This is a genomic window from Commensalibacter papalotli (ex Botero et al. 2024), from assembly GCF_947179115.1.
Taxonomy (GTDB): Bacteria; Pseudomonadota; Alphaproteobacteria; order Acetobacterales; family Acetobacteraceae; genus Commensalibacter; species Commensalibacter papalotli.
The window spans coordinates 704,896-724,893 of sequence record NZ_CAMXCI010000001.1; the positions used below are offsets into that span (position 1 = coordinate 704,896).

The 19,998-nt window shown below is 38.8% G+C and carries 19 protein-coding genes; 2 read left to right on the forward strand and 17 right to left on the reverse strand.

Going from position 1 to position 19,998, the window contains the following annotated elements; genetic code table 11:
- Positions 1-116 precede the first annotated feature (116 nt).
- Together QMN76_RS03245 and QMN76_RS03250 are read left to right on the forward strand one after the other, a co-directional pair.
- Positions 117-665: a peroxiredoxin gene (locus QMN76_RS03245; RefSeq protein WP_034336430.1), complete on the forward strand. Its 549-nt coding sequence runs from the start codon at positions 117-119 to the stop codon at positions 663-665.
- A 194-nt stretch (positions 666-859) separates the two neighbouring features.
- Positions 860-1,564 carry a type 1 glutamine amidotransferase gene (locus tag QMN76_RS03250; RefSeq protein WP_034336428.1) on the forward strand — a complete coding sequence of 235 codons (705 nt, stop codon included), beginning with the start codon at positions 860-862 and terminating at the stop codon, positions 1,562-1,564.
- Here QMN76_RS03250 and glmM read toward each other — a convergent pair whose 3' ends face one another.
- The 17 genes from glmM to secA all read right to left on the reverse strand — a co-directional run bounded on the left by glmM (position 1,565) and on the right by secA (position 19,849).
- Positions 1,565-2,926: a phosphoglucosamine mutase gene (glmM, locus tag QMN76_RS03255; protein ID WP_282023785.1), complete on the reverse strand. Its 1,362-nt coding sequence runs from the start codon at positions 2,924-2,926 to the stop codon at positions 1,565-1,567.
- A 42-nt stretch (positions 2,927-2,968) separates the two neighbouring features.
- On the reverse strand, positions 2,969-3,991 hold the full coding sequence (folP, locus tag QMN76_RS03260; protein WP_282023784.1) for a dihydropteroate synthase: 1,023 nt from the start codon (positions 3,989-3,991) through the stop codon (positions 2,969-2,971).
- Between the two features lie 105 nt (positions 3,992-4,096).
- The gene (gene ftsH / locus QMN76_RS03265) at positions 4,097-6,082 is read right to left on the reverse strand and encodes an ATP-dependent zinc metalloprotease FtsH (RefSeq protein ID WP_282023783.1); all 1,986 of its coding nucleotides are present in this window, start codon (positions 6,080-6,082) and stop codon (positions 4,097-4,099) included.
- Positions 6,083-6,268: 186 nt separating this feature from the next.
- Positions 6,269-7,543, reverse strand: a complete 1,275-nt coding sequence (gene tilS / locus QMN76_RS03270) for a tRNA lysidine(34) synthetase TilS (protein WP_034336421.1) — start codon at positions 7,541-7,543, stop codon at positions 6,269-6,271.
- A 9-nt stretch (positions 7,544-7,552) separates the two neighbouring features.
- Positions 7,553-8,425 carry a tol-pal system YbgF family protein gene (locus QMN76_RS03275; protein WP_282023782.1) on the reverse strand — a complete coding sequence of 291 codons (873 nt, stop codon included), beginning with the start codon at positions 8,423-8,425 and terminating at the stop codon, positions 7,553-7,555.
- Positions 8,426-8,586: 161 nt separating this feature from the next.
- Complete coding sequence (gene pal / locus QMN76_RS03280) at positions 8,587-9,066, reverse strand: peptidoglycan-associated lipoprotein Pal (protein ID WP_034336418.1); 480 nt, start codon at positions 9,064-9,066, stop codon at positions 8,587-8,589.
- Between the two features lie 201 nt (positions 9,067-9,267).
- Positions 9,268-10,623 (reverse strand): Tol-Pal system beta propeller repeat protein TolB, encoded by a 1,356-nt coding sequence (tolB, locus tag QMN76_RS03285; protein ID WP_034336416.1) that lies wholly within the window; start codon positions 10,621-10,623, stop codon positions 9,268-9,270.
- Positions 10,624-10,753: 130 nt separating this feature from the next.
- Complete coding sequence (locus tag QMN76_RS03290) at positions 10,754-11,137, reverse strand: hypothetical protein (RefSeq protein WP_282023781.1); 384 nt, start codon at positions 11,135-11,137, stop codon at positions 10,754-10,756.
- Positions 11,138-11,272: 135 nt separating this feature from the next.
- Complete coding sequence (locus tag QMN76_RS03295; protein ID WP_034336413.1) at positions 11,273-12,286, reverse strand: hypothetical protein; 1,014 nt, start codon at positions 12,284-12,286, stop codon at positions 11,273-11,275.
- 18 nt (positions 12,287-12,304) lie between these two features.
- Positions 12,305-12,805, reverse strand: coding sequence for a protein TolR (gene tolR / locus QMN76_RS03300; protein WP_034336410.1), 501 nt, complete (start codon positions 12,803-12,805; stop codon positions 12,305-12,307).
- Between the two features lie 4 nt (positions 12,806-12,809).
- Positions 12,810-13,562 carry a protein TolQ gene (gene tolQ / locus QMN76_RS03305; RefSeq protein ID WP_051461961.1) on the reverse strand — a complete coding sequence of 251 codons (753 nt, stop codon included), beginning with the start codon at positions 13,560-13,562 and terminating at the stop codon, positions 12,810-12,812.
- Positions 13,563-13,701: 139 nt separating this feature from the next.
- Positions 13,702-14,178, reverse strand: a complete 477-nt coding sequence (locus tag QMN76_RS03310) for a YbgC/FadM family acyl-CoA thioesterase (RefSeq protein ID WP_235176738.1) — start codon at positions 14,176-14,178, stop codon at positions 13,702-13,704.
- A gap of 1 nt (position 14,179) precedes the next feature.
- Positions 14,180-15,241 carry a Holliday junction branch migration DNA helicase RuvB gene (gene ruvB / locus QMN76_RS03315; RefSeq protein WP_282023780.1) on the reverse strand — a complete coding sequence of 354 codons (1,062 nt, stop codon included), beginning with the start codon at positions 15,239-15,241 and terminating at the stop codon, positions 14,180-14,182.
- Positions 15,238-15,873 (reverse strand): Holliday junction branch migration protein RuvA, encoded by a 636-nt coding sequence (gene ruvA / locus QMN76_RS03320; RefSeq protein WP_034336406.1) that lies wholly within the window; start codon positions 15,871-15,873, stop codon positions 15,238-15,240. The genes ruvB and ruvA overlap by 4 nt, the downstream gene beginning before the upstream one ends.
- Positions 15,870-16,376, reverse strand: coding sequence for a crossover junction endodeoxyribonuclease RuvC (ruvC, locus tag QMN76_RS03325; RefSeq protein WP_034336403.1), 507 nt, complete (start codon positions 16,374-16,376; stop codon positions 15,870-15,872). The genes ruvA and ruvC overlap by 4 nt, the downstream gene beginning before the upstream one ends.
- 5 nt (positions 16,377-16,381) lie before the next feature.
- On the reverse strand, positions 16,382-17,131 hold the full coding sequence (locus QMN76_RS03330; protein ID WP_282023779.1) for a YebC/PmpR family DNA-binding transcriptional regulator: 750 nt from the start codon (positions 17,129-17,131) through the stop codon (positions 16,382-16,384).
- 45 nt (positions 17,132-17,176) lie between these two features.
- A complete protein-coding gene (secA, locus tag QMN76_RS03335; RefSeq protein WP_034336399.1) occupies positions 17,177-19,849 on the reverse strand; it encodes a preprotein translocase subunit SecA in 2,673 nt (890 codons plus the stop codon).
- Positions 19,850-19,998: the final 149 nt, after the last annotated feature.

A 19,998-nucleotide genomic window follows, 5' to 3' on the forward strand; every position in this document is an offset into this window, starting at 1 on the left:
TTTTCAATCATTCATTACTAAAGAATTCATTTGAATATTTAATCATAAATACCCATAAATATAAATAGAGTATAGAATATTATCTATTCCTTTTTAATAATTATATGGAGATAAATATGTTAACAGTTGGTGATCAATTCCCATCATTTAGTCTAGAAGCCGTTGCTGCAGGACAAGCAGGCTTAGATCAAGGTGCAGAAGGTAAATTCCAAACAATTTCTAACAAAGACGACAGCGGAAAATGGAAATTATTCTTTTTCTGGCCAATGGATTTTACTTTCATTTGCCCAACAGAAATCGTTGCATTCAGTGATATGGCAAAAGAATTTGCTAGTCGTGATGTTGCTGTTTATGGTCTTTCTATTGACTCTGCTTTTGTCCACTTAAATTGGCGTTTACATAACGCACAGTTGAAAAATCTTAACATCCCAATGCTAGCTGATAATAAACGTGAGCTTTCTTCTGCATTAGGTGTTTTACATTACGAAGCTGGTGTAAACCTTCGTGCAACATTTGTTGTTGATCCAAAAGGCATTATTCGTCACGTCAGTGCTAATGATTTATCAGTTGGCCGTAATCCTGATGAATTTTTGCGTATTGTTGATGCTTTACAAGATGGTGGTCTGTGCCCATGTAGCTGGCATAAAGGCGAAGCAACTCTCTAAGTTTAACTTTTTATAGAAAATATCTATAACTAACTTGATTAATGAAGCTCTCGTTATTATTTAATGAGGGCTTTATTTATATAATTTATTAGAAATAAATATTATAACCTTATAATTAGTATATATTAAAATATAGTTATACGTATTATAAAATAACTGCAATAGTTATACTTAAATATTTGAAATGGTCTAAAATGAGAGCTATTATTTTACAGCACACTATTTCCGATGGACCTGGATATATCCTGTCATGGCTGCATGAACAAGGCTTTGCGACAGATATCTGTTTTTTATATAAACAAGATTCTCCTCTACCAAATGTTGACTCTGCTAGCTTGCTCATTATCTTGAATGGACCGATGAGTGTTCATGATGAGGATCAATACCCTTGGTTGAAAAAAGAAAAAGAGCTTATTAAACAAGCTATTGAAAAGAATATTCCAACCTTAGGCGTCTGTTTTGGCGCACAGTTGATCGCTAATATTTATGGAGCAAAAGTCTCTCCTGCTCCTCATAAAGCGATTGGTTGGTTTCCTATTAAAGGCGAATCTACTACTAAAAAAGGTTGTTTTCATTTTCCAGATAATTTCACCAGTTTATTTTGGCATACAGATGAATTTGAAATCCCTGAAAATGCAACCTTATTAGCTTCAAGCCAAATTTGTAAAAATCAAGCTTTCCAAATAAAAAAGAATGCTATTGGTATACAATTTCATCCACAAACAACCCCATATCTTCTGCAAGGATTAATCAACAGTTCTTCTTTAGATTTAACAAATGATCTTTACATCCAACCTACCCAGCAATTACTCTCAGCACCAGCCAGTTTCTTTGTGCAAACCAACCAACTGGTAAATGATGTTATTTCTTACCTCTTAATAAGAAGCAAAAAAAAATGATCAACTCTCATTAACTTTTTTAATGATTGTGCATAATTGTGTAAGAATTTGGTCTACTGTACTGTAATCCTCTGCCTCGGCCATAACACGAATCAGAGGTTCTGTACCACTTTTTCTGAGGACAATACGTCCATCTTTTCCCAACTGTTCTTCGGCTTGTCGCAATGCTTTTTTAACACTTTCATGTGTCAAAGGATTATTTCCCTCAAAGCGAATATTTCTTAATTCTTGTGGAAAAGGCGCAAACATATTACAAACTTTGCTTGCTTTCTCTTGCTTTTCAACCAAAACTGCCAAAACTTGCAACGCTGCTATCAGCCCGTCCCCTGTTGTCGAGAAGTCTGATAAAATCATATGCCCAGATTGCTCACCACCAATAATACAACCTAACTCACGCATTTTCTCAACAACATACCGATCACCTACACGAGTTCTTAACAGCTCAATATCTTTGGAATTTAAGAAACGTTCCAATCCCATATTAGACATAATCGTTGCAACCACACATTTATTTGGTAAATCACCTTTGGCTGCCCAAGAAGAAGCAATCAATGCTAAAATTTGATCCCCATCAATAACTTTACCAGTCTCATCAACCAATAACATTCTATCTGCATCCCCATCAAGGGCAATACCAATATCTGCTTGATGCTCTATCACAGCCTTTCCTAGAGCCTCTGGATAGGTTGAACCGCATTTATCATTAATGTTAAATCCATTAGGATTGCATCCCAAAGAAATAACCTCTGCCCCTAGCTCCCATAAAGCTGTGGGGGCAACTTTATAAGCGGCACCATTGGCACAATCAATAACGATTTTCAATCCATTTAAACGATATTGTCTTGGGAAAGAAGCTTTAGCATGTTCAATATATCGACCCGCTGCATCATCCAAACGAACAGCTCGTCCAATATGTTTAGGGCTTGCTAACTGACTAGAAAAATCAGATTGTATCAAATTCTCAATTTCAATTTCTTGAGCATCAGAAAGCTTAAATCCATCACGATTAAAGATCTTAATCCCATTATCATAATAAGGATTATGTGAGGCGGAAATCATCACGCCTAAATCAGCTCTCAGTGAACGTGTTAACATCGCAATCGCTGGAGTAGGCACTGGCCCAACAACTACAACATCCATACCTGCAGAGAGAAAACCTGCTACCAAAGCACTCTCAATCATATAACCCGATAAACGTGTGTCTTTGCCAATTAAAACTTGATGTCGTCTTTTATCAGCTTTGTTCAAAAATAATAAACCTACTGCTTGCCCTAATTTTTGAGCAACCTCAACTGTCATAGGATTAGTATTAGCCGTTCCGCGAATTCCATCTGTTCCAAAAAAAACTCTTTGATTGCTCATTTATTTGCCCAAGGTTATTTGATTTAAACAGCTTTTTTGCTTTTAATGTAAAGCTTGCCATAGTTTCATTGACTGTACCATTGCTGGCACATTATGCACACGAATAATACCATTACCAACCATCATAAATGGTAAAGACGAAACTATTGTTCCCCAATCATAATGCTCACAATCAATATTACTCATAATCTCTTTAATAAAACGTTTTCTTGATACCGCCAACAATAAACGACACCCTAAGTTAGCAAAAATAGGAAAATGTTTTATTAACAATAAATTATGCTGTTTATTTTTTGCAAAACCTATTCCTGGATCAATAATAATTTGATCACGATGAATGCCTGCTTGCTCTGCAAACTCGATTTTCTGCTGAAGTTCGAATAATACATCATATAGGATATTATCATAATTTGTATAGTTTACCATCGTCTGTGGTGTTCCACGCATATGCATTAACATCACTGGACATTTTGCGTCAGCTATAATTTTGGCACTTAGTGGGTCTTCTAAAGCTGAAATATCATTGATAATATCTACACCTGCCTCAAGGGCATAACGCATTGTATATGCATGGCGCGTATCAACTGAAAGTAATGCACCACATCCTTGTAATGCTTTAATCACCGGTAAAATACGTTCGCATTCCTCTTGTGGTGTGATTGCAATAGATCCTGGTCGGGTACTTTCTCCACCAATATCAATAATAGCTGCACCATCTTGAACCATTTGATGTGCAGCTCGAACCGCATCATTAGGTCGAAAATGCTTGCCACCATCACTAAAACTATCAGGAGTAATATTTAAAATACCCATCACTAAGGAACCATTAGGCAAACCTGCCAAAGGTAATGGCAAGGAAAATTGTTCTAGCTTTTCTTGCCAATGCATAGGAATAGCATCCATAGATATCGGCAATCCATTTTGATCTGAGCTAATTGACCTTAACATAGAAAAGGCCAGTTTCTTTTGACCTAAAAAAGGATAAGCTTTTTTGGATTTGATCGCTTGTTGGGCAATATCATCATATAAAAATGACAGCGGTTCTATAAATAAATCTTTTTGCATCTTTTAATTAATATAAAGAGATCGCGCATTCGCCAAGTCTTGATATAAAAAAAGTGAAAGAATTTCTTCTTTCACTTTTAAAAAACAGATTATTAAGTAAATAAATCAAGCAGTAGGTTCTGTTTTATCTTCTTTTCCTTCTGCTTTTTCTTGAGAAATAATCGTTGATTCTTTATTTTCCATCTCTACTTCAGGTTTAATCTGAGTTGTAGATTCTGTTTTTTCTTCCGAACTGACTTCAGGAACAGATGAACGAAGGTTTTTAGTCGAATCATCAACTAAACTACGTTCAATTTTCTCTCCACGTAACACACGTTGAATTTCATCTGCATTCAAAGTTTCATACTCTAACAAACCCTTTGCTAATCTTTCCCACTGTTCTCTGTGTTCAATTAGCAAATTCATTGCTCGCTCATAGGCTTCATCAACTAATTGCTTAACTTCAATCTCAATTTCCCGAATAGTAGAACCAGAAACAGTATTACTTTGCCCCATATAACCTTGGTCTTTGTCATCATAATTAATCATACCAAGTTTTTCACTCATCCCCCACTCTGTAACCATGTTACGAGCAAGATTCGTTGCCATTTTGATATCTCCAGAGGCACCACTAGTGACATTTTCAGGACCAAAGGCTAATTCTTCACCACAACGTCCCCCCATAGCTAATACAAGGCGAGCTTTGCATCTTAACCTAGTCTCGGAATAACGATCTCCTTCTGGTAAGCTCATTACCATTCCCAGCGCACGACCACGAGGAATAATCGTTGCTTTATGAACAGGATCACATCCAGGAATTAAAAGAGCACAAAGAGCATGTCCCGCTTCATGATAAGCAGTATTTCTCTTTTCTTCGTCACTCATCACCAAAGATCTACGTTCAGCACCCATCATTACTTTGTCTTTGGCATTTTCAAATTCAATCATCGAAACTGTACGGCGATTTAATCGAGCTGCCAACAAAGCCGCCTCATTAACCAAATTTGCCAAGTCTGCACCTGAAAATCCAGGGGTTCCACGAGCGATAACTTTTGGATCAACATCAGAAGCCAAAGGCACATTGCGCATATGCACACGCAAAATCTTTTCACGTCCTACAACATCAGGATTAGGAACCATAACTTGACGATCAAAACGTCCTGGGCGCAAAAGGGCTGGATCCAAAACATCAGGACGGTTGGTTGCAGCAATCAAAATAACACTTTCATTACTGTCAAACCCATCCATTTCAACCAACATTTGGTTTAATGTTTGCTCACGTTCATCATTTCCACCGCCCATACCCATGCCACGATGACGACCTACTGCATCGATTTCATCGATAAAGATAATACAAGGCGCATTTTTTTTCCCTTGTTCAAACATATCGCGCACGCGGGATGCACCCACACCAACGAACATTTCAACAAAATCAGAACCTGAAATGGTAAAAAAAGGAACATTTGCTTCACCCGCAATTGCACGAGCAAGCAAAGTTTTACCTGTTCCTGGTGGGCCTACAAGCAAAACACCTTTAGGAATTTTACCACCCAAGCGTTGGAACTTTTGAGAATCTTTTAAAAATTCAACAATTTCCTCTAACTCTGCTTTTGCTTCATCAATACCTGCAACGTCTGCAAAAGTCACTCGACCTTGTTTTTCTGTCAACATCTTGGCTTTGGACTTGCCAAAACCCATGGCTTTACCACCAGCACCTTGCATATTGCGCATCAATAAAATAAACAACCCAATAATTAATAGAGTTGGAAGCAAATTAATAATCAAACGCCAAAATAAATTAGGCTGATTATCCAAAGGTTTTGACTCAATTGTTACATTTTTATTAGCTAGTTGGGTAAGTAAATCATTGGTAAAAGGAGGAAGATATGTCGTAAATGACTTACCATCTTTATACTTACCATTTAAATTACGGTCTTGGATAACTACAGATTTGATTTTATCTGCATTAATATTATCCATGAACTGAGTATAATTAATTTGTTCCCCAGCAGATTGCTCTGTTTCGGGGCGGAAAACCCCAACAACCAACATGACCAAAACGATCACGACAACCCACAAACTTAAATTACGGCCAAAATTTTTTTTGTTCATTCTACTTTATATTTCAATGTTCAATACAAACACGTCTTGTTTTACATACCCTTTAAACAAAATTAATATGATTTTGTTTGATGGCTTACTATTATCTAATTAACATAAGAACGAAAATAGATTTTTCATAGACTTAAAAGTTATTTTGTTCACTTATTTTCCATATTAAACAAAATTTGATTTCTTTCATACACTTGAAAAAAGATAACTTTGTGTCATTGGTTGCTTGGGTTGAAAAATAATTTGCCATTCTTTGATAACATCATCCAAAAATACATTTAAATGCGGGACAGCCAACAAATTATCGCCATCCCAAAACGCAGGCAAAACTCTCAAGAGAGCTGCAGGTAGAGTTTGACGATTTGCAAATTCTTTATAAGCATTCCCCAAAGCACCAATTTGAATTCCTGCTTTAAATTGATCTTTTGGAATAATGACCCTAAAACGCTGATCCCAAATACAGTCTTCATAGACATTTATACGATTCTGCATAGCTGCTTCTTCACGAAACAATAACCATCCCTTACCTAGTCGGCCTGCTGGTTGTATTTTAACCCCACCAATGGTCATAGCTCGCAAATGACGACTTAATCTTTCTATGGACTGATAAAGCGGTATATAAATAGAGCCTGAAATTGTACGAATTATTGCTCCTAAAGCCCTTGGCTCAACTGAGTTAGGAAATAAAATCGCAAATCCTTCAGGTCTCATTTCAACTTGTTGAGCTAATAAATCTGCTTGTTCTTGGTCCCGCTTCATCCTACAATACCCTTCTTCAGATGCTCGTTTTAATAAAACAGAAACCGTTCCAGACTTACTCCAGCTCAAAGAAAGCTCTTTTCTTATTCTATTCCTTTGAATTCGCATATCTTGATTAGAACTATCCTCTATCCAAGCAACATTTTTTTGCTTCAAAGTCTTACGTAATCGTTGAGGATATACAGATAATAACGGTCTAACCAATCGGATGTTAGGCAACTCCATAATAGAGGCCATCCCTGCCAAACCATCAGCAGCACTACCTGCACGAATGCGCATTAAAACTGTTTCTGCTTGATCCCCTGCATGATGACCTAATAATAAATCAACGCATCCTTTTTCTTCACATGCATCAAATAAAGCATTATATCTAGCTATTCTTGCCCGTTCTTCTAGGGCTGAACCTAATTTTAAATTATCTAGTGTTAAAATTTCAGATGGAATAGATAAGTCAGTCAAGCGTTTTTGTGTAATAAAAGCCTCTTGCGTAGAAGAATCTCTTAATTGATGATCAACAATAAACGCAATAATATTCTTTCGCCATCCATGGGCTAGTAAAGCAAGACATAAACTATCTGCACCACCAGAAACCGCTATTGCAATAGGAGAGATATTATCTCTATCTTCCCCCCATGGCCCTAAGGGTTCTATATATTGATTGAACTCCTCTTGAGTAAGAGGAGTAATTTCTTGATCATCCATTATTCAACATTAAGAACATTTTGCTTTTTTATGTAGGTTTGATGCTGCCCCTTTAATACGGCTGGACGCATTTGGATATTTATTATTCAATAATCCCAAAGCCTGGCATGCAGCGGCACTATCGCCATTTTTCAATAAAGTAATGCTGACCCCTAACAGTGCTTCTGGTGCACGTGTAGAATCTGGAAATTTTTTATAAATATCAAAATACCCAACAGATGCATCTTTGTATCGTTGCTGACCTGCTAAAGATTGTGCCAACAAGAAATGAGCAGGAACAGATTTTTTACCTTGAGGTGTTTTTATAATATTTTGTGCAATAGATTCTGCTTCAGAATAATTTTTATTCATTAATGCTTGCTGTCCATCTTTTAAAGAGCTTCCAGCACTTGGGGTAGCCTGAGGAGCAGGTTTTTCTGAAACAGACGCTGTTGGTGCTGCAGCTGAGGTGCTTGCCCCACCACCACTTCCACCAGCGGCGAAATTTGCATCATCGATTTTTTTATTTAATAAATCAATTTTTGTTTGTACTTGATTGGTTAAATCATCTAGTTGCCCGCGCATAATTCGCTGTTGATCTTCTAAATTATTCACTCTCGTTAATAATTCAGGTAACAAGCCGCTTGGATCGCCATTATTTTGGCTATTACCCTTAGAATTACGATCAGAGCTGCCAGATGATGATGGCATTTGTTGTAATTGACTAACTTGTGCTTTTAAGGCTTCAATTTGATTTTGTATTGAAATCATATCGCGATCTTGTGCATACGCGGCGCTAGTCATTCCTCCTGAAAGTAAAAATACTCCTAACAAAGCACCTTTAAATAATTTTTTATATGATAAATAATCTGATTGTTGAGAACTGGTTTTTAAAAATAGCATCTATATTATCCTTTAAAGATATTTAAATCGGATTCATCTATAAAATAAAGATTTCCATAATCACAAATCGAACAAAAGATTTACTTTATAAATAACAAAAAGCCGATGAAACGTATAGTACGTTTCATCGGCTTTTAACAATATTGAACAATCAATATTTATTAACGAACAGAAGTTGTTGCATTACGGTTTTGTGCATATGCTTCTTCGTTATCGCCTTCAGAGATTGGACGATCTTTACCATAAGAAATCGTAGTAATACGATCAGAAGAAACACCCAAAGAAACCAAATAATCACGAGCAGCGTTCGCACGGCGTGAACCCAAAGCAATATTATACTCTTCAGTTCCGCGATCATCGCAGTTTCCAGCAACCATAACTTGAACGTTAGGATAACGTTTTAACCATTCTGATTGACGGTTTAATGTTGAACGTGCGTCGCTGGTCAAGTTATTTGAATTAAATGGGAAGAAAACGCGATCACCAACATTAGCAACCAAATCAGCTTGGCTACCAGGAACTACACCACTAACAGTTTGTTGAGCAGCACCATTTCCTGTTGACGCCCCTTTATCATCACTATGTCCGCACGCAGCAAGCATCAATGCAGCACCAAAAGCACCAAGAAGCTTTAATTTCATCATCTGTATTCCTACAAAATAGCTTTCAAATTATCTAATGATAAATGATCGCATAAAACAAACATTAAATAAATCAAAAGAACAATGTTAATTACATGCTCTTTTGCCACCTAAACCTGCAAACCAGGCAAAGATTAAAACTATTTTATCAAAAAGTTTTTATTTTGCTTATGTTTTTTACACATATTTAACATTTATTTTTTAAGTGTTGCTAGAAGACCAAGATGGTCCGGAAGCCATCGTTGGTGTTCGAACTGAATGTTCGTTAAATCCGGTGACATCTATTGTTTTGATAGAGGACGAGAATCCTGAACCACCAGCACCTGCTGCAGATTGATTACAGAACGCTAGAACACGACCATTTGGACAGAAAGTTGGGCTTTCAACAGTGTAACCCTTCGTTAAAATACGTTCCCCCGTTCCATCTGGAGCCATAACACCTAATGAGAATCCACCTGAGATGCGAACGAAAGCAATCACATCCTTACGCGGTGACCATACTGGACCCGCATAACTGCCACTACCATAAGAAATACGATGGGCACCACCACCACTTGCACTCATAATATAAAGTTGTTGTTTTCCACCACGATCAGAAGAGAAAACAATCTGAGAACCGTCTGGACTATAACAAGGACTGGTATCAATTGCACCAGAACTGGTCAGTTGTCTTTTAGAACCAGATGCAAGATCCACAACATAAATATCTGATCCTGCACCACGTGTCACAGACATAACAACTGAACGCCCATCAGGAGAAAAACGAGGCGCAAAGGAAATACCAGAGAAATCCCCTAACAATCTTTGTTGCCCAGTTTGTAAATTAAACAAATACACACGAGGTCGATCATTTACATAAGACATAAATGCGACTTGATTGCTAACGGGGCTGAAACGTGGGGTTAAAACAAGCCATTTCCCATTTGTCAAAGTACGACTATTTGCACCATCATAATCCATAACAGCCAATTTTTTAGTTGGATTAGAGCGACGACCTGTTTGAGAAACATACGCAATACGTGTGTTAAAATATCCTTTTTCACCTAACATACGCTCATAAATGACATCGCCAATCATATGAGCCACACGGCGAACTTCGGCACTTCCTGAAAAAGAATATGCAGTTCCTTGGATTTGTTGTCCTGTTAGTGTATTCCACAGACGAAACTCTACACGTCCACCAGAAGTATTACCAGTTACAACTGCACGTGCGCCCATTGCCTTATATGATGCAAAATCAGGAGTCGCAGATGATGAAGTAGCACTAATAACACGAAATAACCCTGTATTATTTAAATCATCAGTAATAACTTGAGTAATCGTTGCCCCATTACCTGACCCAAAACTTGGGACAACAATAGGAATAGGTTCGTTACGAGCACGATCAACTGTAATTTCAGCAGCCCCTGGCGCATTGTCCCCAGACTGTGCAAAAGCAGAAGACAAAGGTGTTGCAAGAACACCACCTACAGCAGCACATCCATAGAGCATTGTACGGCGAGGCAATAACATATCACTGAGAATATCAGCTTCTTTATCAGAAATAATCGGGCGCATAAAATTAACTTCCTTATTTTACTCTATATTAAACAATAATTACCATAGAATTACGACATATTTAAGGGCGAAATACAAATCGAATCGTATTACTTTTCCCTAACATACTACTTGGAATAGGTAATTTAGATCAAGCTGGATTTAATGCCGCTTGTCTAGCACGTTCTGCAAATGCACGATAAGCCGGATCACTATTCATTTTTGCATGCGTTGCTGTATCGAATTTTACAATTTTTGCTATTCCTGATTTATCAATTATAACCACCATGGATGCCACATATAGTCGATAATTTTTAGCCAAAAGGTCTTGCGAATAACAACGACGGATAGAGGATACTATTGCAGATTGCTGACCTCTGGAAAGTCCCTTGTTGAGTTCCTTCTTCCTAACCTTATCAGTATTTGAGTTAAATCCTTGATAGGAACACTCAGCTAGAGGTGAAGAAATCAACTTCACATCCCAAGAATTCGAATTAAATATTTCAACCTTTGCTTTTTCAGACTTAGAGATCATTACAGGTGCCTACTGCTCTATTGGGAAGGCAAACGAAAATGACTAAAAACTAAATAACAAGCTATATCGAATAATGCATAGACATAAGATAATACAGCTATGCCTTATCATCAAACTTCCCTTTATCACAAAAAATTAAGGACGGAATACAAACTTAACCGTATTTCTTTTACCCAATAAATTAGTTGGAATCGGTAGCTTAGAGCAAGTTGGATTTAACACTGCATCTCTGGAACGCTCTGCAAATGCACGATAAGCTGGATCACTATTCATTTTCGCCTGGGTTGCTGCATCAAATTTAACAATACGCGCTTCACCTGTCTCATCCACAGTGACTTCCATATGAGCAATATTATTTGCATAATCCTTCGCCGCTGTATCTTGTGTATAACAACGTCTTACTGAGGATGCGATTTTACCCTGCTGTCCTTTAGAAAGCCCTTTGGTAATATCCCCATTACGTGCGCCACCACCATTTGGTGCACCTCCTTGTCGAGGGTTCGCAGCAGATTTAGGAGGATGTGTTTGCTTTTGATCTGCACGATTTGCGCTTATGGCTGCTTCCAATGTAGAAGTATCAGGCACTTCTTGCGTTGCTTTTTCGGGTTTTGTTATTTTAGAAAATGTTTGATGTTCTGTTGGTAATGCATCAGGCATCGGTGAAGGAGATGGTGGTGCCGGAGACTTAGACTGTGACGACGATGTCAAAGGTGCTACAACTGGAGGTAATGTGACCGCAGAATCAGCAGGCGAATCCATCGCTTGTTCTTGAACAGGCTGAACGTTTTCCATTTTTGCAACAGATTGCGGAGGTGGTGGTAATGGTTGTGGCGGCGGAGGTACTGGTGGTGGTTCCTCAGTTGGCGCATCTATTGGTTTCGTTGGTGCTGGTGGTGCATCTAATTTTTCAGGCGCAGGTGCATTTGGATTGGGAGAATCAGTCTCTGCCTTAGCAGGAACCTCTTGCCCACTATTATCGCTTTCAAATTCGACCTCAACAGGTTGCTCTTCAGGAGGTTTGGGTGGAGGAGCGGATTGAAAAAGAAAAGGCAGCAAAAGCATTAACACAACAACACTTAGGTGCGTTCCGATAGATGCGACAATAGAACAACCAAAAAGTTTACGTTCAGAACGATACATACCCAGCATCGATAAAGATCCCTTAGATTAAGGATTACGAGAAGGTGCAGCTGGTGGCAATGGTGCTGGTTGTTGCCCCCCAGCAGGCGCTGATCCAGAGCTAGGCATCTGAGCCAACAATGCAACATGGGTAAACCCACCTGCCGTAATACGGCCCATAATTTCCATCACACGTCCATAATTAATATGCTGGTCGCCCTTTACAAAGATGCGATGCTCTGGGTCATTTTGTGATACAGCGCGCAACTGATCAACCAACTGGTTCATATCCACCACATTATCGCCCAAATATACAGAGCCATCTTCTTTGACAGTTACAGTAATGGGTTTCGTATCTGCATTAACAGGCTTTGCATCTGTCTTTGGCAAATCCACGTTAATACCGCTGGTCATCATCGGTGCAGCGACCATAAAAATAATCAATAATACCAACATAACGTCAACCATTGGAGTCACGTTAATATCTGCCTGAGGGCGACGACGTCCTCGCCCACCCCTGCCAGATCCACCTTGAACAGAAAATCCCATTAATTTATTCCTGGTTTTCTACAGCGTCAGATTTACTTGAAGAAATTGATGCTTCGGATTGACGAGAAAGAATTGCAGAAAATTCAGTTGCAAACCCCTCTAAACGTTCAGCAAACAAATTTAACTTATGACTAAAAAAGTTGTAAGCCACAACGGCGGGGATAGCAGTCAGCAACCCTAGGGCTGTTGCAAACAATGCTTCTGAAATCCCAGGAGCAACCACCGCAAGGCTGGTGTTATTTGACTGAGCAATTGATGCGAACGCATGCATAATTCCCCAAACTGTACCAAACAGTCCAACGAATGGAGCCACTGGCCCAACGGTTGCAAGTAAGGTTAACCAACGTTCTAAACGTTCCATTTCCCTGGTAATGGTAATAGACATCGCACGATCGATACGTTGTTTTACTCCATCACTGCTCATATCAAGACCAGTAATACGTGCAGATCTGCGCCATTCCCCCATACCTGCACTGAATACTGCAGCCATTGGATGATTAGGTTTCACTCCATACTGATCATAAAGATCATCAAGACTACCACCTGACCAAAACAAATCTTCAAATTCATCAGCCTGACGTTTTGTTTTGCGAATAGTAATAATTTTATCGAAGATAACTGCCCATACCCAAATACTGGCAATAACCAAACCAATCATCACTAACTTAACAACAAGTGCCGCGTGAATAAACAATGCCCAAGGGGATAAGTCTGCTGCTGGTGCAGCCAAATTTGCTGCATTAATCGTTGGATCCAAAAATGCCTCCTGCACTATGAATCTCATTAGCATCTAAAATTGATACTAATGAGGCTAAGATTTTATTTCTCTATAAAACAAGTGTTAACTATTTTTGCAAACAAAAACAATCTCGTTTTCATTTGAATGAAATTTTCTTTTAAGAGTTAACTTCACTTAATGCATCAAAAATCTTTTGCCAATTACGTGGAAATGGAGATGGGGTATAATCACTCTTTTTAAGACACACAAGTTGTAACTTAATTTCAGTCACGATCTCATCCTCACGCGAGAACACTTGCGACAACCAACAACTTGCCCCTAGAGCTGTTATTAAGCTGGTTCTTACATTCGCCATATCATCAAGGAAAAGCGGTTTTTTATATTGAATCTCCATTTGGCGAACAACTAAAATTTGTCCATATTCATAATATAGCTCTGCAACAGTTCCACCTAAACGACGGATACATTCTGTTCTTGCACGTTCTGCAATTCCTAAATATTTTGCATGATAAACTACACCACCAGCATCTGTATCTTCATAACAAATTCTAAATTGATAGTTTTGGATCTCATCTTTGGACATTAATCGTGCTTTTGTTAACACTTCGTCGCCTTCTTGCGCCATAATTTCCATTTTACTCTCCTTCTTCTGTCGTATCATTTAATAGATCAAATTGTGTCGTAATAGAAGGCGGCGGAACTAAATTTAAATGTTTCCATCCTCTTTCTCCTAGTACACGTCCACGACTCGTTCGCAAAACCAAACCTTCTTGAATCAAATAAGGCTCTATTACATCTTCCAATGTATCTCTGGATTCTGCCAAGGCTGCTGCTAGCGTTTCTACACCAACAGGCCCCCCATGATGAAATTCAGCAATACGCATAAGATATCGCCGATCCATCGCATCAAGCCCCATTTGATCGACTTCTAAGCGTGATAAAGCCGCATCAGCAAGCTTGCTATTCACAGCTTGCCCCTCTTTATGGGTGATTAAAGCAAAATCTCGAACACGTCTTAACAAACGCCCCGCAATACGAGGCGTCCCCCGAGAACGTCGTGCAATTTCCACGGCACCATCATCCGTTAATTCAAAACCCAGTTTTCTAGCGCCACGAGCAACAATCAACTTTAGCTCTTCTGGTGTATAAAAGATTAAACGCAAAGGAATGCCAAAACGATCCCGCAATGGAGTCGCAAGCAACCCAGAACGGGTTGTTGCAGCAACTAGTGTAAAGGGGGGTAAATCAATCCTGACTGATCGAGCAGCAGGCCCCTCACCAATTATTAAATCAAGTTGAAAATCTTCCATCGCAGGATATAAAATTTCCTCAATAGAAGGATGCAAACGATGGATTTCATCAATAAATAAAACATCTCTTGGCTGTAAATTTGTTAAAATAGCAGCCAAATCCCCTGCCCTTTGTATCACAGGACCAGAAGTTGCCCTGAACCCAACCCCCAGCTCTTTAGATACAATTTGAGCCAAAGTTGTTTTACCCAAGCCTGGAGGGCCATGTAAAAGCACATGATCCAGCGCTTCCTCACGCTTACGAGCTGCTTGAATAAAAATAGACAAATTTTCTCTTGAAGTTTTTTGTCCAGTAAACTCAGACAAAGACTGCGGGCGTAAAGCAACCTCAAAATTATCTTCTGGTCGTTTCGTTGCATCAAATGGGCGGTTCTCCAAAGAGTTCATCTTGCTAACTCTTTTAAAGATTCACGAATCACTAAATCTAATTCTGAACCTTTACCTTCTTCGTTTAAACGCTTAATAACTTTAACAACAACAGGTTGAGATTCCACGCGACGAAATCCCAGACCTTCCAAAGCCAACAGACAATCTGATAATATCTGCGTTGTTTTAGGGATAGATTCCTTACCTTTTACCTCTGAAGCTATCACAGATACCACTTGATCTGATAATGAAGCAACCTTACTACTCAACTCCGTCAAAATACGAACAGCAAGCCTTGCACCTACCCCTGGCGCACGTGTTAATGTAGCTTTATCAGCAGTCATAATTGCTGTGCTGATCTCATCAGGGGAAAGTGTTGATAAAATAGAAAGAGCCATACGTACCCCAACCCCTTGAACCGTTGTTAAGAGGCGAAACCAGTCCCGTTCAAAGCTATCGGCGAATCCATAAAGCAAAATAGCATCTTCACGGACAATGGTTTCAATTAAAACTCGGGCAACTTCGGGTGCTCTGGGTAAACGAGATAAAGTACGATTAGATACAAAAACCACATACCCCACACCATTTACATCAATTAAACAGCGATCAGCCTCGACCTGTTCAACTAATAATCCTGTTAATTGCCCAATCATGCCATCACCTTCCCAAGTGCAATAGAATTCAAGCTAGTACGATGATGTGCATGACAAATCGCTATTGCCAAAGCATCTGCTGCATCTGCCTTTTGTATGACAGCAGTAGGTAAAATACGCTTAACCATCATAGTAACTTGATCCTTGGTTGCAGCACCCGTACCAACAACAGCTCTCTTAACTGTTTTTGCACCATATTCAATCACGCACAAACTACGCTTGGCTGGAATTAACAATGCAACTCCCCTAGCATACCCTAATTTCAATGTTGCTGTACCATTTTGGTTAACATAAGTTTCCTCAACCGCAGCTTCATCAGGAGTATATTGTTCAATTAGTTTTTCTAAACCATCTGATAAAACACAAAGACGCTCGGGAACCGCTGTTTTACTGTCCGTTGCCAATACCCCACCAGCAACATAAGAAAGACGATTTCCTTGAGCGTCTATAATACCCCAACCTGTAAAACGCAGACCAGGATCAATCCCTAGAATTCTAACCACAAAATTTAAACCGATAACCGTTCTGCAACATCATCAGGAAGATCAAAATTAGCAAAAACGTTCTGCACATCATCATGATCTTCTAGTGTATCAATTAATTTTAACAAAGTTTGAGCATTATCTTCAGTTAACGTCACGGTATTGCTTGGACGCCATTCAATTTTAGCGCTCTCTGGATCACTAAATTTACTCTCCAAAGCGTCACGAACCGCAAAGAAATTTCCCATTGGACAAGTAATTTCATAATAACCATCGACCAAATCAACATTTTCAGCCTCAGCTTCAATTGCGGCCTCAAACATAGCATCATATTCAGCAACTGATTCTGGGTAGGTAATCACACCTAAACGTTCAAACATAAAAGAAACTGAATTCATTTCCCCTAAAGAGCCGCCATATTTATTAAAAGCTGCACGAACATCAGATGCTGTACGGTTACGATTATCTGTTAATGCCTCTACGATAATTGCAACTCCAGCCGTGCCATAACCCTCATAGCGCACCTCTTGAAAGCTATCCCCTTCACCGCTACCTGCAGCTTTTTTGATTGCACGGTCAACGTTATCTTTGGGCATATTTACCGCCCTGGCTGCAGCAACAGCAGCCCTTAGACGTGGATTAAATGCAGGATCAGGTAATCCTGTTTTCGCAGCAACGGTAATTTCACGAATAATTTTGGCAAAGTCTCTTGCTCTACGTGCATCTTGGGCACCTTTACGATGCATGATATTTTTAAATTTAGAATGTCCAGCCATAAATTTTTCTCTTAATTCTCTCTAATCTTTAAATAAACTTAGTAACTAAGCCAAACTGCCATGACAATGTTTGTATTTCTTACCTGATCCACAAGGACAAAGCGCATTACGAGGAATATCGTCCCCTTGCTCAAGAATTTCTGTCCACTCTTTAGAAATATCTACCTCATCACCTTGTGAACTTTGCAAAGAGTGTCCCTCGGGAAAATCATCAGCAGGTGCTTCATCATCCGTTGTGACATTCACTTCTACTCTACATAACGTAGAAATAACGCGTTCATTCAACTCGTCCAACATATAATGAAATAAGTTGAAGGCCTCTTTTTTATATTCATTCAAAGGGTCTTTTTGCCCATAAGCACGAAGACCAATTCCTTGACGCATTTGATCAAGGCGCAAAAGATGCTCTTTCCAAACACCATCCAAAGTCGTCAGTAAAATTTGCTTTTCAACATAACGCATTATCGAAGCACCAAAATTCGCAGCTCTGATCGCGTGAGCATTTTCTGCGGCTTCTTTGATACGATTTTCAATATCATCAATACTGATTGTTGGTTCTTCTGACCATTCTTTAATAGGTAAATCTAAGTTAAGTAAGCGCTTAACTTCAAGAGTTAATTCTTCTGTCTGCCATTGTTCAGCGAATGATTTTTCTGGTAGATAATTTAAAATCATTGATGTAATCACATCATTACGCATGTTCGTAATAGTTTCAGATACATCTTCCAAAGTCATATATTCACGACGTTGAGAATACACTTCTTTACGTTGATCATTAATAACATCGTCATATTTCAACGTATTTTTACGCATATCAAAGTTGCGTTCTTCAACTTTTTTCTGTGCTTTTTCAAGGGCTTTGTTAATCCAAGGATGTACAATAGCCTCCCCTTCTTTTAAACCCATTTTTTGGAGCATTCCGCTCATTCGCTCAGAACCAAAAATACGCATCAAATCATCTTCTAAAGACAAGAAAAACCGTGAATTTCCTGGGTCTCCTTGACGACCAGCACGACCACGCAGCTGATTATCAATACGACGACTTTCATGACGTTCCGTTCCAATAACAAATAGGCCGCCATTACTTTTGACCTGTTCGTGATCTAATTTTGTATGTTCACGTAACTCTTGTTCTTTTTGTTTACGTTCTTCTTCGTCCTCAATATCTGAGAGGCGTTGTTGAATAAGCATTTCAACATTCCCCCCAAGTTTAATATCCGTACCACGACCTGCCATATTGGTTGCAATTGTAATTGCACCAGATCCACCGGCCTGCGCAACGATCTGTGCTTCTTTTTCATGGAAACGTGCATTTAACACATTATGAGGAATTTTCTTTTTTGTTAATAAGTTAGAAAGAATTTCGCTTTTTTCAATGGACGTCGTTCCTACCAAAATGGGTTGTTTTTTTGCATGAATTTCTTCGATTAATTTACTGACTGCTTCATATTTTTCATTCGCACTTAGATAAATTTCATCATGCTCATCTTGACGTTGAACTGTCAAATTTGTTGGAATGGAGACAACATCTAGCTTGTAAATTTCTGCAAACTCATCAACTTCAGTCATTGCTGTTCCCGTCATCCCAGATAATTTAGGATATAAACGGAAATAATTTTGGAATGTAATTGACGCTAATGTTTGATTTTCTTGCTGAATCGTTACATGCTCTTTGGCTTCCAAAGCTTGATGCAAACCATCAGAATAACGACGACCATCCATCATACGCCCAGTAAACTCATCAATCAGCACAATTTTATCGTTACGAACGATATAATCGACGTCTCTGGCAAATAAAGTATGGGCTCTCAACGCTTGTTGCATATGATGAACCAAGGCAACATTATGGATGTCATAAAGCCCCCCTTCACGTAAAACCTCTTTGTCACGTAAAGTTGCTTCGATACGTTCTGTTCCTATCTCAGTCGGAATAACAGTTTTGAATTTCTCATCTTTTTCGTAATTTTCAGGATCTTTGACAATCTCTTTGATAATTTCATCAACAGATCTGTATAAATCCGAACTGTCATCGGCAACGCCAGAAATAATTAACGGAGTCCGTGCTTCATCAATTAAAATAGAATCAACTTCATCGACGATCGCATAAAAAAAGTCACGTTGAACCATTTCATCAAAACTATATTTCATATTATCGCGCAAATAATCGAAACCAAATTCGTTATTTGTACCATAAGTAATATCTGCTTGATAAGAAGCCTTACGTTCGTTGTCATTAAGATCGGCAACAATTGTACCAACCGTCAACCCAAGAAAATTATATAAACGCCCCATTTCTTCTGCATCACGTGAAGCAAGATAGTCATTTACTGTAACTACATGCACACCCTTAGCTGGCAAAGCGTTCAAATAAACAGCAAGTGTTGCTACCAGTGTTTTTCCTTCACCCGTACGCATTTCTGCGACTTTACCATCATGAAGAACCATCCCACCAATAAGCTGCACATCAAAATGACGCATACCCAAAACGCGTTTTGATGCTTCTCTGACTACAGCAAAAGCTTCTGGTAACAACGCGTCTAACTCTTCACCATCAGCAAGACGCTTGCGAAATTCAATCGTCTTATTGGCAAGAGCCACATCATCCAAAGCTTGTATTTCAGGCTCCAGACTGTTAATTTTAGGCACTCGCCGTTGATAGGCTTTTAATGAACGCTCATTAGAGGTGCCCATAATGGCACGGGCAAATTTTGCAAACATCAATATTTTCCAAACAACGACCCCGTAACTCTGCCTGTCAGCACAAGGTCCGTCAGTAATCTCATTTAAACTTAACCAAATTCAGGCAGAACTAAGTCAACAATAATTATATTTAAAAAGCTTTTAATATCATATCATAGACATTCGTG